Origin of the sequence: Streptomyces sp. ME02-8801-2C (assembly GCF_033793965.1) — a bacterium.
GTDB lineage: Bacteria > Actinomycetota > Actinomycetes > Streptomycetales > Streptomycetaceae > Streptomyces.
In genome coordinates this window covers 80260-95865 of record NZ_JARAXP010000004.1, presented here as the reverse complement: position 1 = coordinate 95865, position 15606 = coordinate 80260, and the positions used below count along the sequence as shown (strand labels likewise).

The 15606-nt window shown below is 69.1% G+C and carries 12 protein-coding genes and 1 tRNA gene; 2 read left to right on the top strand and 11 right to left on the bottom strand.

From position 1 onward, the window contains the following. Nucleotides 1-2: 2 nt before the first annotated feature. The 5 genes from ettA to PV396_RS13725 all read right to left on the bottom strand — a co-directional run bounded on the left by ettA (nucleotide 3) and on the right by PV396_RS13725 (nucleotide 8003). A complete protein-coding gene (ettA, locus tag PV396_RS13745) occupies nucleotides 3-1667 on the bottom strand; it encodes an energy-dependent translational throttle protein EttA (RefSeq protein WP_319204243.1) in 1665 nt (554 codons plus the stop codon). Between the two features lie 192 nt (nucleotides 1668-1859). Further along, nucleotides 1860-3281 (bottom strand): TQXA domain-containing protein, encoded by a 1422-nt coding sequence (locus tag PV396_RS13740; protein ID WP_319204241.1) that lies wholly within the window; start codon nucleotides 3279-3281, stop codon nucleotides 1860-1862. A 232-nt stretch (nucleotides 3282-3513) separates the two neighbouring features. Then, nucleotides 3514-3999 carry a single-stranded DNA-binding protein gene (locus tag PV396_RS13735; RefSeq protein WP_319204239.1) on the bottom strand — a complete coding sequence of 162 codons (486 nt, stop codon included), beginning with the start codon at nucleotides 3997-3999 and terminating at the stop codon, nucleotides 3514-3516. 312 nt (nucleotides 4000-4311) lie between these two features. Next, nucleotides 4312-6387, bottom strand: coding sequence for a GTPase (locus tag PV396_RS13730; protein ID WP_416071397.1), 2076 nt, complete (start codon nucleotides 6385-6387; stop codon nucleotides 4312-4314). Further along, a complete protein-coding gene (locus tag PV396_RS13725) occupies nucleotides 6384-8003 on the bottom strand; it encodes a dynamin family protein (RefSeq protein ID WP_319204235.1) in 1620 nt (539 codons plus the stop codon). The genes PV396_RS13730 and PV396_RS13725 overlap by 4 nt, the downstream gene beginning before the upstream one ends. Before the next feature lie 322 nt (nucleotides 8004-8325). Between PV396_RS13725 and PV396_RS13720 the strand changes: the two genes are divergently transcribed. Together PV396_RS13720 and PV396_RS13715 are read left to right on the top strand one after the other, a co-directional pair. Beyond that, nucleotides 8326-8398: transfer RNA gene (locus tag PV396_RS13720), tRNA-Arg, on the top strand. A gap of 1151 nt (nucleotides 8399-9549) precedes the next feature. Then, nucleotides 9550-9807, top strand: coding sequence for a hypothetical protein (locus tag PV396_RS13715; RefSeq protein ID WP_319205585.1), 258 nt, complete (start codon nucleotides 9550-9552; stop codon nucleotides 9805-9807). Between the two features lie 78 nt (nucleotides 9808-9885). Here PV396_RS13715 and PV396_RS13710 read toward each other — a convergent pair whose 3' ends face one another. The 6 genes from PV396_RS13710 to PV396_RS13685 all read right to left on the bottom strand — a co-directional run bounded on the left by PV396_RS13710 (nucleotide 9886) and on the right by PV396_RS13685 (nucleotide 15585). Next, nucleotides 9886-10515: a DJ-1/PfpI family protein gene (locus tag PV396_RS13710; RefSeq protein WP_319204233.1), complete on the bottom strand. Its 630-nt coding sequence runs from the start codon at nucleotides 10513-10515 to the stop codon at nucleotides 9886-9888. A 116-nt stretch (nucleotides 10516-10631) separates the two neighbouring features. Next, nucleotides 10632-11447: an ABC transporter ATP-binding protein gene (locus PV396_RS13705; protein WP_319204231.1), complete on the bottom strand. Its 816-nt coding sequence runs from the start codon at nucleotides 11445-11447 to the stop codon at nucleotides 10632-10634. Next, on the bottom strand, nucleotides 11447-12421 hold the full coding sequence (locus tag PV396_RS13700) for an iron ABC transporter permease (protein WP_319204229.1): 975 nt from the start codon (nucleotides 12419-12421) through the stop codon (nucleotides 11447-11449). The genes PV396_RS13705 and PV396_RS13700 overlap by 1 nt, the downstream gene beginning before the upstream one ends. Before the next feature lie 82 nt (nucleotides 12422-12503). Then, complete coding sequence (locus PV396_RS13695; protein ID WP_319204227.1) at nucleotides 12504-13607, bottom strand: ABC transporter substrate-binding protein; 1104 nt, start codon at nucleotides 13605-13607, stop codon at nucleotides 12504-12506. A gap of 321 nt (nucleotides 13608-13928) precedes the next feature. Further along, a complete protein-coding gene (locus tag PV396_RS13690) occupies nucleotides 13929-14915 on the bottom strand; it encodes a GlxA family transcriptional regulator (RefSeq protein WP_416071413.1) in 987 nt (328 codons plus the stop codon). A 61-nt stretch (nucleotides 14916-14976) separates the two neighbouring features. Beyond that, nucleotides 14977-15585 carry a sigma-70 family RNA polymerase sigma factor gene (locus tag PV396_RS13685; protein WP_319204223.1) on the bottom strand — a complete coding sequence of 203 codons (609 nt, stop codon included), beginning with the start codon at nucleotides 15583-15585 and terminating at the stop codon, nucleotides 14977-14979. Nucleotides 15586-15606 lie beyond the last annotated feature (21 nt).

Sequence of the window (15606 nt, the reverse complement as noted above, 5' to 3'; positions counted from 1 at the left end):
GATCAGCCTCGGGTCAGCTTCTTGTAGGTGGCGCGGTGCGGGCGGGCCGCGTCAGCGCCGAGCCGCTCGATCTTGTTCTTCTCGTACGACTCGAAGTTGCCCTCGAACCAGTACCACTTGGACTCACCCTCATACGCGAGGATGTGGGTCGCGACCCGGTCCAGGAACCAGCGGTCGTGGGAGATGACCACAGCCGCGCCCGGGAACTCGAGCAGAGCGTTCTCGAGCGAGGACAGAGTCTCGACGTCGAGGTCGTTGGTGGGCTCGTCGAGGAGCAGCAGGTTGCCGCCCTCCTTGAGCGTGAGCGCCAGGTTCAGACGGTTGCGCTCACCACCGGACAGGACACCGGCCGGCTTCTGCTGGTCCGGACCCTTGAAGCCGAAGGCGGAGACGTAGGCTCGCGACGGCATCTCGACCTGGCCCACGTTGATGTAGTCCAGCTCGTCCGACACCACGGCCCAGAGGGTCTTCTTGGGGTCGATGTTGGCGCGGCTCTGGTCGACGTAGCTGATCTTGACGGTGTCGCCGATCTTGACCGAACCCGAGTCCGCGGGCTCAAGACCCTGGATCATCTTGAACAGCGTGGTCTTGCCCGCGCCGTTCGGGCCGATGATGCCGACGATGCCGTTGCGCGGCAGCGTGAACGAGAGGTCGTCGACCAGAACCTTGTCGCCGAACGCCTTCGAGAGGTTGTTGACCTCGACGACGATGGAGCCCAGACGCGGGCCCGGCGGGATCTGGATCTCCTCGAAGTCCAGTTTCCGCATCTTGTCGGCCTCGGCCGCCATTTCCTCGTAACGAGCCAGGCGGGCCTTGGACTTGGTCTGGCGGCCCTTCGCGTTGGAGCGGACCCACTCCAGCTCTTCCTTGAGTCGCTTGGCGCGCTTCTCGTCCTTGCGGCCCTCGACCTTGAGGCGAGTGGCCTTCTTCTCCAGGTACGTGGAGTAGTTGCCCTCGTAGGGGATCGCGCGACCGCGGTCGAGCTCGAGGATCCACTCGGCGACGTTGTTCAGGAAGTACCGGTCGTGAGTGACGGCGACGACAGCGCCCGCGTACTTCGAGAGGTGCTGCTCCAGCCAGTTCACCGACTCGGCGTCGAGATGGTTGGTGGGCTCGTCGAGGAGGAGCAGGTCCGGGGCCTCGATGAGCAGCTTGCAGAGCGCGACCCGGCGCTTCTCGCCACCGGAGAGGTTGGTGACGGGCCAGTCGCCGGGCGGGCAGCCCAGCGCCTCCATCGCCTGCTCCAACTGCGCGTCCAGGTCCCAGGCGTTGGCGTGGTCCAGGTCCTCCTGGAGCTTGCCCATCTCGTCCAGGAGCGCGTCCGAGTAGTCCGTCGCCATGAGCTCGGCGACCTCGTTGAAACGCTTGAGTTTGCCCATGATCTCGGCGGCGCCGTCCTGGACGTTCTCCAGGACCGTCTTGGCCTCGTCGAGCTTCGGCTCCTGCATGAGGATGCCGACACTGAAGCCGGGCGACAGGAAAGCGTCACCGTTGGACGGCTGCTCAAGGCCTGCCATGATCTTGAGAACGGTGGACTTACCGGCACCGTTCGGCCCGACCACACCGATCTTCGCGCCGGGCAGGAAGCTCAGCGTCACGTCGTCAAGGATGACCTTGTCGCCGTGCGCCTTGCGCGTCTTGCGCATGGTGTAAATGTACTCAGCCAAGAGAAACCGTCCGGCAGCTTGAAATCTGGCAGTGGTGGGATACACCCCATCTTGCCGTACCGCCGCCCCTACGGGGAAACGCGTACGTCAGCGGCCCCGGGCGTCCGGCGGGCTGAGCCCGGGCCGCGCTATCCAGTGGGTCACCGTGCGGTCACGCACTGTTGAGTTGTCAAGGGGCGTTGTCGCTCACACTCACCGGCGAGCGTGCGCCCCGTGCGGCTCCTTCTTGCCGACGAGGAGCACCACTCCGCCGCCGATCACCAGCAGGACGAGCGCCATGCCCGCGATCATCGGCGTCGCGCTGGAGCTGCCGGTCTCGGCCAGGTTGACGCCACCGGGTGGGGTGCCCGGCGCCAGGGCCGGGCTCGGCTCGCTGAGGGTCTGGACCGCGTCGCCACCCGCGCTGTCCTGGGTCTCGCAGTCGAGGACGCCCGCGAAGCGCTGCTCGAAGCCGTTCGGCCCCAGGATCGTGAAGTCGTACGGCTGGTCTTCCTGCAAGGGGATCGTCACCGTCCGCACCCCGCCGGCCGCGATGGTGTGCTCGAAGCCCATCAGCTGGAAGGTGAACGCCTCGTCGCCCTTGTTTGTGGCCGTGATGTCCACCCCACTCTCGGCGCAGTTCTTGCGCGCCGAGAGCGCGGGGACAGGACCCGTGGCCGCCCAGTTCGCGGTCGTCGTCGCGGACACCGTGGACTCGCTGGACCCGGCGAGGATCTGGGTCTGGCTTCTGCTGTCGGAGGTGAAGGCCCGACCGACCGGCACGCTGGTCGAGGCCTGGACACTCAGCGCGGCCGAACCGTCCAGCGCCTTTGCGGGCACCTCGAAGAACACCTGGCCGCCGTCGACCACGGACGTGACGGCCTTGCCGTCCCGGTCGACGACCCGCACTCCGCTCGTCGCGGCGTCGGCGGGTGGTATCACCGTGACGGTGTCCGCGTCGGTGTGCACCGTGACCGGGCCGAGCCGCTCACCGGGGTGGCCGGAGACGGCGGGCGGATCAAGGGTGAGCGATGCCTCGGGCTCCCCGAGGCTTCGCGCGTTCTTCTCCAGATAGTCCGCGAGCTTCTCGGCCCGTGGGTCCACGGCGTCCACGTCCGCGCCGTCCGAGTAGCGCCAGATGGCCACCTGGGTGCCCGCCGCCGCGTCCTGCTCGGTGAGGCCGGCCGCACCCGCCCGGCCGGCCAGTTCCGCGAGGTCGTTCACCTGCGGGTAGGAGTTCTGCAGGATCCAGCGGATCCGGCCGGCGTCCTTGGTGCCGTTCAGCGAGGTGCCGCTCCAGGAGGTCTCCTGGTATCTGGCGTCCTTCTGTGTCGGGTTCCGCAGGTCGACGCCGTACGTCTGCAGCGTGCCGCCGTTGTCGACGGACATCTCGAACAGGCCCGCCGACACCTGCTGGTCCCCGTCGGCCCCGTGCACGACGGCCGCGCCGTACGTCTTCAGCCCGCCTATGGTGGCCGTCGCCCCGCCCTGCTGCTGCGGAGTCCCGTCCGCGACGGCCGTGCCCGCGGTGACCAGCGCGCCGGTGACGGCAAGACCGGACACCATCGTCGCGGCGGCGAGCCGGGCCGCCGCCGCTCGCCCGCGCCAGGACGACGCGGAGAACGAAGAAAACACAGAATTCCCCTTCGAGCAGGACTCGTTGACGTGGGGGGTGCGGTCCCGCCAGCAGCATCAGAAGCCCCGTGAGCTATCCGGGCATCCTAGGGAGGTGGCTGCACCGCGTTTCCCAGTCCTGTCATCGGATAACCGATCCGACTCGGAATCGTTATCGCCAAGATCATCCGTATGCCGGTCAGTTCACCTATATGCCTCAGCTCGGACGACGCCCGGATCGGCCGGGCTGATGTCATGTCACCGCGGCCGGCTCCCGCTGCTGTTGGGCCTGCGCTTCGCCCTCTTCGGCCACTGGAGCCGGCGCGGGCGTCTCCCACGTGGGTTCGGGGCGGGCGGGCGCCCCGGGCTCAGCCTTGGGCGGACTCGCGGAGCGTCGGAAGGCGGACGTGCCCCGTGCCAGGTCGTGGCCGATCGCCACGGCGTCGATATCCGCCGACGTCCAGCTCTGCCCGTCACGCATCTCCGTGCGCACCTTCAACCGGCCCTGCACGATGACCGGTTCGCCCACCGACAGCGACGCTCCGACGTTCGTCGCGAGGGCCCGGTTCGCCCACACCGTGAAGAAGTTGGTATGTCCGTCCGTCCACGTGTTCTTCTCGCGGTCCCAGTAGCGCGAGGTCACCGCGAGCCGGAACCTCGCCGAGGCCCCCGACGCCAGATCGCGGTACACCGGATGCGTCGCCACATTGCCCACCGCGCACACCATCGTCTCGTTCACACGAACCACCCCTCCCGGCCCCGGCGCACTCGCGCCGGGCGGATACCCGAACGGGCCCGTCCCGTACGGCTGTTTCCGGCGCGGCGACCGCGAACCTCTCCGGTCACCGCCTCGCGTCGATCACGTCCGCCGCTTCCGTCGCGTCCGTCGTGATCGCCGCGAAGCCAGAATGCATCCGTCGGGCCGAGCCCGCTGAGCCCTGTGGACTACCGGCCGGTTGTGGAAAACTCCGTCACCCGACCGAGGGACCCACGTCTCCCGCTCACCTCACCCCTGCGGGACCGACCCCTGCGACCTGCCGGTTTCCCGTGCTCACCCCACCACCGCCCGAGCCCCCGTGACCCGCACGTACTGCTCCCGTACCTCGCGATACCGCAGGAGTTCCGCCGCGACCGGATCCAGTACCCGGGCCCGGCCGCAACCGGCCGCCGCCTGCCGCAGCCGCCGTTCCGCCTCCTGCCCGTAGCGGCGGGCAGGCCCGCGAGCCGCCAGTTTGCAACTCCACTCCACACCCGGGCCGCCGACGATGCCCACCGACATCAGCAGCACCGGCACACCCAGGTTCGGCGCCATGACGCCGACGATCTGGGCCACCAGCCACAGTCCGCCGACGACCTGAAGGAGCGTCATGGACGCCTGTGCGAGCACGGCGACCGGCCACCAGCCCGGCCGGGGCGGCCGTCCCGTGGGCGTCCCAGCCCGTGCCGCCAGTTCGTCGAGCGCCTCGGGCAGGCCCTGCGCCCCCCGTACGGCCGCCTCGCGCACGGCCAGCGCCCATGGCGCGGGCAGTCCGGCCGACGCCCGTTCCGCGACCGTACGCACCGCCTGTTCGACCCGCTGGCGGGCCGTGGCCTCATCATCCGGTTGCTCGCGTACGCCGAAGCGGCCGGTGGAGGTTTCGCGCCGGTCCTGGCACCAGCGCAGCAGCCGCAACCACGGTGTGCCGCAGGCGCGGTTGGCGTTGCGCAGCCAGACACGTTCGGCGGCCTGGCCGGCGGCGGTGGCACCCACGGCGTCCGCGAGCCGGTCGGAGAACTCGTCGCGGGCCCGTTCGCTCAGCCCGGCGCGCCTGCCGGTGGCGTAGACAGGCCGCAACTGCCACGCGGCGGCGTCGAGGTCGGCCGAGATCCGGCGCGCCGCGGCCCCTCGCTCGCCCACGAACTGGCCGAGCGCCTCGCGCAGTTCGCCGACGCCGTCCCCGGTGAGCGCGGACAGCGCCAGTACGGTGGCGCCCGGTTCGCCGTACTCCCCCAGGGCGATGCCGTCCTCGTCGAGCAGTCGCCGCAGGTCGTCGAGGACCTGGTGGGCGGCCTCGCCGGGCAGGCGGTCCACCTGGTTGAGGACGACGAACATGACCTCGGCGTGCCCGGCCATGGGCCGCAGATAGCGCTCGTGGAGCACGGCGTCCGCGTACTTCTCCGGGTCGACGACCCAGATGACCGCGTCGACCAACGCCAGTACGCGGTCCACCTGTTCACGGTGCTGGACGGCCGCCGAGTCGTGGTCGGGCAGGTCGACCAGGACCAGGCCGCGCAACTGTGCCTCCGCCTCCGGGCTCTGCAGCGGGCGTCGGCGCAGCCGTCCCGGGATGCCGAGGCGGTCGATAAGGGTCGCGGCGCCGTCGCTCCAGCTACACGCGATGGGCGCGGCGGTGGTGGGCCGTCGTACGCCGGTCTCCGAGATGGCTACTCCGGCGAGGGCGTTGAACAGCTGGGACTTGCCGCTGCCGGTGGCGCCCGCGATGGCGACGACGGTGTGCTGCCCGGAGAGCCTGCGCCGGGCCGCCGCCTCGTCGAGGACCCGGCCGGCCTCGGCGAGCGTTCTGCTGTCGAGCCGGGTACGGGACAGCCCCACGAGCTCGCGCAGCGCGTCGAGCCGGGAGCGCAGCGGTCCGTCGTACGCGAGGGGCATCACCGGTGGGGGTGTGCTGCTGGAGATCCGGGTCTCGATGACCGTCTCGCGCGTGGGAGGAGGGTCCGTCTCGGAGACGCGGCGGGCGATCAGACCGTCGTCCCAGGCGCCGGAGGGGTCGGGTTCGGGGTGGGGGGCTGGAGGGGGCGTTTGGTCGGGGGCCTCTTTGGGGGCCTCCTCAGGGGTGGACTTACGAGCGGAAGGGGCGGGGGGAGGTGTGGCGGAGCCGGAATCGGCCGCCACGCGCGCGTGGCCGTCTCCGTCTCCGTCACCGTCGGCGTCGGCATCTGGGGAAGAGGCCTGTTTGGGGGCCTCGCCTTCGGCCTTTACACCCTCGGGCCCCTTCGCCTCGCCCTGCTTCTCGTCTTTCTTCAGCTCCTGCTCCTCCTGCTCCGCCTGCTCCTGCTCCTCCTGTGGGTCGTTGTCGGCCGAGGCGTCGGGGTGGTCGTGGTCAGTGACGGCGGTCACCGCGGTCACCTCTCCTTCTGCAGTACGGACAGCGCGGCGATGAGTTCGGCCTGGGGCTCCGGATGGACGTCGAGGGCGTCGAGCGGGGCGAGGCGGCGCTCGCGTTCGGTGTGCATGACCCGGTCCAGGTGGTCGGTGAGCAGTCGCCCGCCGCGGTCGCGCAGCCGCAGGGCGCCGTGGGCTCCGATGCGCTCGGCGAGCCCCTCGCCCGCCGACCGGGCCCGCCGGCCGCCCAGCAGCGCGCTGGCGACGAGCGCGGCGACCGCCTCGACGTCCGGGACGGCACTCCGGTCGAGGTCGCGCAGCTCGTCCTCGGCGTACTCCTCGAGCTCGCGCCGCCACCGCCGTACGGCCATCCCGATACGGTGCTCCACGCTTTCCTGGGACGGGTCGCGGGTCGTCAGTCCCGGGGCGTCCGCGGCGGGTTCGCGGCGCCAGGCGTCGTCGACGCGTTCGTCGGCGGCGGTGACGGAGCAGAGCAGGAGGGCGCTGAGGCTCTCCACAAGCGCGTCGAGAAGTTCACCCGCTGAACAGTCGAGCGGGAAGGCCCGCCACCGCTTCAACGCGTCCCCGGCGAGGACGGCGCCGGCCTGCAACCGCCCCCGTACGCGCGCGTGCTCGCTGTCGTAGGCGCTGTCGACGGCGGCGGTGAGCCGTAGTGCGGCCGAATACTGCGCTGCGGCGGCGCCGGCCAGCTCGGGCATGCGGGACTTGAGGGAGTCGAGGACGCCGTACGCCGTACGGGCCATCGCGTGTTGGCGGCTGGCCGGGTCCTGCGCCTGCTGGATGAGCCAGGCGCGCAGCGGCGCCACTGCCGTGGCCGGAAGTAGCCCCCCGCCCCAGGCGGACTCGGGCAGTTCGGGCACGGTGAAACGCGGTACGTCACCGAGGCCGGCCTTGGTGAGAAGGGCGCCGTACTGCCGGGACACCTCGGACACCACCTGATGGGGCACCCGGTCGAGGACGGTGACGAGAGTGGCCTGGTAGTCCCTGGCTGTGCGCAGGAGATGCCAGGGGACGGCGTCGGCGTACCGGGCGGCCGTGGTGACCATGATCCAGATGTCGGCGGCGCAGATCAGTTCGGCCGCGAGGACGCGGTTGTCGGCGACGAGGGAGTCGACGTCGGGGGCGTCGAGGAGGGCGAGCCCGCGCGGCAGGCTCTCGGCGGTCTCGACGCGCAGCACGCGCGAGCCGTCCTCGCCGGGGAGCAGCAGGTCGTCGCCGGAGTCCTGTCCGGGCTCCTGTTGGGGCACCCACACGCGCGTGAGGTCGGGCAGTACCCGCATTCCGCTGAACCAGTGGTGGTCCTCGGGATGGCAGACCAGCACCGGCGTCCGGGTCGTGGGGCGCAGGACGCCGGCCTCGCTGACCCGGCGCCCTACAAGGGAGTTGACGAGGGTCGACTTCCCGGCCCCGGTGGAGCCGCCGACCACGGCGAGCAGGGGCGCTTCGGGTTCTCTGAGGCGGGGCACCAGGTAGTCGTCGAGTTGCGCAAGCAGTTCGTCGCGGTTGGCACGCGCGCGTGGAGCCCCGGCCAGGGGCAGCGGGAAGCGTGCGGCGGCGACACGGTCGCGCAGGGCGGAGAGTGCGTCGAGCAGCTGAGGCCGTACGTCCAAGGTCACCACATGTGAAGAATGCCCAATTTTAGGGGAATTTTGAAGCATATAGGCATGCCTGCGCGCCGACGGAACACAAGGGACGGAAGGGACGACTGGGGCGTAGGCGCAGTCCAGGCATAACGAGTGCACAACACCCGATGCGCCAGACGGCAAAAGCGGTGCACGATTCGTACCTGCCTGCGATTATCAGGACCGCTTCACCGAACCTCCACATTGAGCCACGGAGGCGAAGCAACCAGGACAAGGACCCGGGAGCCCTATCCTTGTCTGCGGCAACGTCACGGCCGGCCCGCACCCGGGCCCACCACGACCGAGGCCACCACACCCGGCCCCCGTAGCTCAGTGGATAGAGCAGGCGCCTTCTAAGCGCTTGGCCGCAGGTTCGAGTCCTGCCGGGGGCGCAAGTCTCAGCCCTCCCTCGGGAGGGCCTTTTTGCTGGTCAGAGCGGGGTTCACTCGCACGCCACTGTCCCGGACACTCCCCCGACGATCAAGGGGCAGGTTCGGGGGCTGTCCGGCTGCCACGGGTTATCGCGGGTGGCCGTGTCGAATACGTGTCGAAATTCTCGGCGAGAAACCTCAACCGGCGTCCAGCAGTTCGGGGAGGCCGAGGCCACGGAAGTCCAGTTGTGGCTGATCAAGCAGGAATCCAGCCAGGCCACTGCGGAGGGACGTTATTCGCAGGGCAGAGGCCAGAGTCGCCCGGATAACCGTCCAGCGTCCCTCTGCTCGCGAAGAGCCACCACGCCAGCCCCAGCGTCGCAACAACCACCAGCAACATCGACAGCGAGACACGAACGACCGTCCGCGGGCGGCGCACCAGGCGTTCGCCGGTGGCCCACGCAACAAGCCCGACGAGCACTTCGGCTCCCACTACGACAGGAAGCAGGAGGTTGAGTTCAAAGCGTCCGCCGGCGTCGTAGCCAGCGTCACAGTACGCGCGCGCCCAAACCGTCAGAGACCATGCGCCGCAGCCGACAGCAGCTCCGAACAGTGCGGAAGCTGCCCTGGGGAGGCAGGAGTCGGGTCTCGACTTGGCTATGTCCACGGGGTGACACGACATGAAACACGCCGCATGCGGTTCCGCGAACGGGCGGGTATCCCTGGAGGACGCCGTTGGCAGCGTGGCTGAGGCCGGTGGGGGTACAGCGAGGCACACACACGCGCGCCTGGTCGATCGACGCACCCGCCGTCGTGGCCGACTTTCGGCGGCTGGGATTCAAACGGCCCGCATTTTGCGCTGCCATCCGTCGCTTGCAGCGGTGTCTTCGGCTCGGCAGCGGTCGCTCCTGAGCTCGACCCTGTGCTGGTGGTCACAGCCATTCGTTGATGGCCACGACGAGGACCGTGGCCTCATGGCGAACGGCGAGCTTTTCGTAGCGGGTGACGGGTGCGTCCCGCCACGGCACACCGGGTGCGGACCCGGATCCCTATGCCGCCGATCAGCTGCCGCCGAGGCCAGACGGGTGGCCGCCCCAGCTTCGCTACGGGTGACCGGGTTCCAGGTCCGGGCTGCCGGGAGCGCAAGTCTCCGCCTCTCCTTGAGGGGCTCTTTGCTGTCCAGAGCGGGTTTCGACCTGCCCGTCCCCTACGACAGACCCGCGCCCAAGTGGTACGTCACCGCCAGCTGGGCTCCGCAGACCGACTGCGAGATCGACGTCGTCGCCTTCATCCTCGACGAGGACGAGCAGGTCACCTTCGACGAGGACCTCGTCCGTCCAGCCGACCATGGCCACCGGCATCCGCGCGGCCTGCCCGGAGCCAGGAACTCCGGGTCGTCCGTCGCGGTGCGGGCTGGGGTGTGGTCGTGAGCGATCCCCTGGCCATCGGCGTGCGATGCCGCTTCGGCTCGCCGCAACGCATCTCCCGTATCCGCCCGCCCCGTGCGGTCAGCTGGGCGGGAACATCGCGAACAGTTTTTCGACGACCTCCGCCGGAGCGGAGTCCGGGGACCCCGAGTTGTAAGGCGGCTGTGGGGCGTATTCGATGAGGAGTTGGAGGGCCTGCGCCGCGTCGTCACCCGCGATCAGACCTGCCAGGGTCAAAGCCATGTCGATGCCCGCCGAGACGCCTGCCGCGGTCGCGTAGTGACCGTCGATGACGACCCGCTCGTTCGTCGGCGTCACACCGAACTCGGCGAGGTGCTCGAGCGCACCCCAGTGGGTCGTCGCCCGGCATCCTTCGAGGACTCCGGCGGCGGCAAGGATCAGGGTCCCCGTGCAGACGGAAGTCGTCCACGCGGAGGTCCGGTCGACCGCTCGCAGCCATTCGTGCAGGATTCCGTCGGACATCTGCTCCGCCTGGCCCGGGCCGCCTCCGACAATCACCACATCCGGGTTCGGCACGTCGGCGAGACGTGCGACGACGTTGATCGACAGGCTGCCCAGGTCGTTGCGGACGAGGCCCGGATGCTCAGCGACGAAGACGACCTCGGTGTCCGGGAGACGGCCCAGGACCTCGTACGGTCCGATGACGTCCAGCGAAGTGAACCCGGGATAGAGAACGACCGCGACCTGCATGGAAAAGCTCCTTGGGTTGCTCTGGTGGCAGCGATCGGGGACAGTCCGGTCGGTCGGACGGGATACGTCCGGCCGTGCGGCTGGCCGCCGTCGACAGGGGGGAGATGGGGGGATGTTCAGGAGGCGGGGGCCCGCTCGTCGTCGCCCGTCGTGGTCGTCGGACGATGGCCGGCGGAGGCGACCGTGATGCGTGGTCGGCCTGTGATCGGGTGGGTGTCGAGTACCGCACGCACACCGAACACGTCGTGCACGAGTTCGGGCGTCAGTACTTCGGTCGGTTCGCCCACCGCCACGAGCCTGCCCTCCGCCATGACCGCGACGCGGTCGCAGTAGGAGACGGCGTGGTCGAGATCGTGCAGGGCCGTGAGCGTCGTCATGCCCAAGTGCCTTAGCAGGTCGAGTACTTCGAACTGTGCGCGCACGTCGAGGTGGTTCGTCGGCTCGTCGAGTATCAGCAACCCGGCCTCCTGCGCGAGCGCGCGGGCGAGCAGAACACGCTGTTGTTCGCCGCCGGAGAGCGTCGCGAACGATCGCTGAGCCGCCCAGCGCATATGTACGTCGTCGAGTGCCTGCTCGACTGTCCGGCGGTCCTGGTCGGTGTCGCGGTCGAGCATCCCCTTTCGAGGGGTTCGCCCCATGGCGACGATCTCCTCGACGGAGAACTCGGCACCGAGCACGGTGTGCTGAGTGACGATCGCGCGACGGCATGCGGCCTCCCGCGCGGACATGCTCCACACGTTGTCGCCCCCGATGAGTACCGCCCCACCGGTCGGTCGAAGCACCCGGTACGCGCTGCGCAGGAGGGTGGATTTCCCGCTGCCGTTGGGCCCGACGAGTCCGACCATCTCACCTGGCGCGATGCTCAACGACACGTCGGAGACGATTCGGGCCGAGTCGATGTCGATACTGACGCCTTCGAAGTCCAGCCGCATCACGATCCCTCCCCTCGCCTGTTGCGTTGCAGCAGCCACAGCAGTACGGGCACGCCGATACCGGCGGTGAAGATGCCGGCCGGCAACTCGTTGGGCCGAGCGACCGTGCGGCTCGCGAGGTCGACGAGCACCAGGAAGGTCGCCCCCACAAGGATGGATGTCGGCAGAACGCGCCGGTGTTCGGCGCCCACGACGAGGCGCGCGATGTGAGGGATCATCAGTCCGACGAATCCGAGGCCGCCCGCGACCACGACCACGGTCGCGGTCATCAGCGACGTCACCACGAGCAGGTGGCGCCGAAACCGGTGCACGTCGATGCCGAGCCCGACCGCCGCGTCATCGCCGATCATCAGCGCGTTGAGGGCGCGCCCCTGGCCGAACAGCCAGACGACACCCAGCGCGAGTGCGACGGCCGGTATGCGAAGGTCGGACCACGCCGCACCCGCGAGGCTGCCCATGAGCCAGAACATGATGCCCGCGAGCTGGTTCGGGTTCGTCTGCAACTGGACGAAGCTCGTGGCGGCGACCGCGAGATACCCCACGGCGACACCGGAGAGGATCAACCGCGTGTCGGCGAGCCGGCCGCCTCGCTGGGCGAGCAGAAACACCGCGGCCATGGTGAGCATCGCCGCGGCGAAGGCGCCGCCGGTCACCCCCAGTCCGTGAAGCGCCGCGGAGCCGATCGCCAGAACGAGCACCGCTCCGAGAGACGCACCAGGAGTTATCCCCAGCATGTAGGGATCCGCGAGCGGATTACGGACCAGTGCTTGCAGACCGACACCTACGACGCTCAGGCTGGCACCGACCACCGCGGCCACGAGTACCCGAGGCAGGCGGAGTTCCCAGACGATCTGGTTCTGGAGCGGATCCAGACCGCCGGTGTCGCCGGTGAGGTGACGCAGGATCACCTGCCATACGTCCCGTGCGGGCACGGTGACTGTTCCCATGGAGATCCCGGCGGTGACAGCCGCCACGAGTACTACGGTGAGCGTCACGTAGAGGAGCCCTGTCGCGCGGCCCGACACCAGGTGTGGACCGCGCGTGGACCCGCCAGGCCTACTGAGGGTGCGCCGCATCGGCGATCGCCTCCACCGCGTACGCGTTCGTCGGGCCGATGAAAGCCCCGTCGGAGATGCTCGTGTACGTCTTGGTCCTCGACGCCTTCCACTGCGGGTACTGCTTGAACAGCTGGTCGGCGAGTAGTTTCACCTTTCCCTTTTCGGATGGATCGGCCAGTCCGATCACGAGCACATCGACATCGGCGGATGCCAGGGCCTCGGCACTCAGGTTCGAGGTCAGCTCCGGATTCGGCTTGTCACTGGGGAAGGCGTTCTCACCGCCGGCCGCCTTGATGATGTCGTCGTAGACACCGCCGGAAAACACGGCAGGCAGGTTGCTGGTGCTCATCATCGCCATGCCCGGATACACCAGCAGCGCCTTTTTACGGTCCTTGCCCTCGACGCGGTCCCGTACGGCCGAGATCCGTTTCCTGAGCTCGGCGACGAGGTCCGACGCCTTCTGCTGCTGGTCGAAAATGACCCCGGTCTGCGTGATGAATTCATAGGTCGATTCGATCGACTGCTGGTCATGGACGGCTTGGTCTGCCGCCGACGGGTTCGCCGCCCCGTAGGCACAGTCGACCGGGTTGACATACGACCTTATCCCGACGTCCGCCAACTGCTCACGGGTGGCGAACCCGCTCTTTGCGTTGAAACTCCCGCTCCATGTCGACACCACGAGGTCAGGCTTGAGCTCGAACACCTTCTCGGCGGGAACATCGAAATTCTTGTTCCACTCGGCACCTCCGGTGGCCAGCTTCGCGACCTCTGCGACCATCTGCGGATCATCGGAAATGGTAACGCGTTGCGCATTCGCCAGAATGTGGCTCTGGAGACCGAGAAGGACGTACGTCTCGACCTCTCCGACAGACGCGCCGTTCATGATCAGTACACGCCTGGGCGGCCCGTCGAACGTCACCTTCTGACCGCAGTTGTCGATCGTCAACGGGTACGAGGTGCTGGTCGGTGCGGCACCCTTCTCCGCGGCTGTCGCGCCGCCCGAACCGGATCCGGACCCGTCACCGGAGCCGCAGCCCGCGACGTGCAGGCTCAGCGCGGCCGCGAGCAGCCCGACAGCACACCGCTTCGCGTCCGGTCGCACGGACCCGAGTGATATCAAGGGCATTTCTATATCTACCTTCCAACAACCAGAGGCCGGCCCGGTCAAGGTCCAGCGGGCCGCGCGTTTCGCCATCGGAAAAGGGTGGCAGAAACCGAAGCGAGAATCGGCACAAGTGCCACTCGAGATCCTTGGCGCGATTCCCCATACCGATTGACAAGCGGCACGATTTCGCATTACGGCGTAAAGCCTATGAGTGTCGCGCCATGACGTCCATGTCATGCAGACCAATAAATCTGCCATCCCGCAGACCGGGAAGGTGCGAGACTGCGGGATGGCTGTGCCGGTATACGCCGGCGTCGTCTATCGAAGGGCCGGGGCGGGGGCCGGTGACTTCGTGAATGTACGGCGGTACTCCGTGGGCGAGACGTCGAGTTCACGCACGAACGCGAGACGCATCGCCTCGGGCGTCCCGTATCCGCATTGGCGCGCGATACGGACCACGCCGTCGCGGGTGTCGGTCAGCATGCGCTGCGCGGCCTCCAGGCGGATGAGGTCCACGTAGCGGCCTGGAGTCGTCCCGACCTGCTCGGCGAACACACGAGCGAATTGACGGGGGGACAAGCCGGCGCGCTCCGCCATCGCGGGAACCGACAGGTCGGCTGCCAGGTTGGCGGCGGCCCAGTACTGGACCTCACGAAGCGGATCCGAGCGGGCGATCTGCGCCGAGAGTTGCACGCTGACCTGGGCCTGATTGCCGGGACGGCGCACGTAGACCACCAGGAGTCGAGCGATCTCGTGTGCCACAGCGCGCCCGAAGTCCTCCTCGACCAGCGCGATGGCCAGGTCGATCCCGGCCGTCACTCCCGCCGACGTGGAGATCGGGCCGTCCCGGACGAAGATCGGGACCGGATCGATCCGTATCCGGGGATATCTGCTCGCGAGGTAGTCACAGGAAGCCCAGTGAGTCGTCGCCCGGCGGCCGTCGAGCAGTCCGGCCTCGGCCAGGAGGTACGCCCCGGTGCACACGGACACCACGCGTTTCACGCGCGGGGCACGCTCGCGCAGCCATGCCACGAGTCGGCTGTCGACGTCTCCCACGCCCGGCCCGCCGGGTAGGAGAAGGAGCTCGGGATCCTCGACGTCAGCCAGATCGAGATCGGGAACGAGCCGAAGACCACCGGCGGCCCGTACGGGCTCGCCGCCGAGCGACGCCGTGCGAACGACGTAGGGAGGCGTGCTCTCGCTTCCGGTGAAGCGCGCCGCCGCCGTGAACACGTCCACAGGCCCCGCCACGTCGAGGGGCTGTACGCCGTCGAACAGAACGACCAGTACCGTCCGGGTTCTCACCTCGGCGACACCGGCACCGCCGGAACAGCTCATCACGCCACCGGGACGGCCACCTTCCACGTCACGCCGCCTGGACAGTCGGCATCTCGGCTTCCAGCAGCAGGTGTTCGAGGGTGGCCCGTGCGCGGGCCACCCTCGAACGGACCGTGCCGATGGGGCAGCCGAGCAAACGGGCCGCCTCGTCGTAGGGCAGTCCCACCACCTGGGTCAGCAGGAACGCCTCACGGCGTCCGTCGGGCAGCGTCTCCAGCAGGTCGAGGAGCGCGATGCCGTCGTCGAAGCCGGGCAGGTCGCAGGACTGGGTGCGTTCCAGGGCCTGCTGCCAGTCGTCCGTGTCGGCCAGTCGTGGGCGGACCGCGGCACGGCGGAAGCTGTCGGCCACCGTACGACGGGCGATGGAGAGCAGCCAGGTGCGGGCCGAGGCGCGTTCCTCGAATCCCGGCAGGCTGTCGAGAGCGCGTACGAACGTCTCCTGGGTCAGGTCGTGGGCCGTCTGGGGATCGCCGCTGAGATGGGCGACGTAGCGCAGTACGTCGCCGTGGAGCGCGCGGACGAAGTGTTCGGCCGCGTGGGGGTCGCCGTTTCGGGCGGCCAGTGCCCAGGCGGTGGCGGCGGCGTCCGCCGTGGCGCGATCCGCCCGGCGCGGAGCGGGCAGGAAAGAGGTGATCACGTGGTGTCCTTCGCGGGTCGT

What these genes read in the sequence shown, in the direction of transcription:
- PV396_RS13710 (WP_319204233.1), bottom strand. Translation starts at nt 10,515, where the DNA reads ATGCAGGTCGCGGTCGTTCTCTATCCCGGGTTCACTTCGCTGGACGTC.
- PV396_RS13705 (WP_319204231.1), bottom strand. Translation starts at nt 11,447, where the DNA reads ATGCGGCTGGACTTCGAAGGCGTCAGTATCGACATCGACTCGGCCCGA.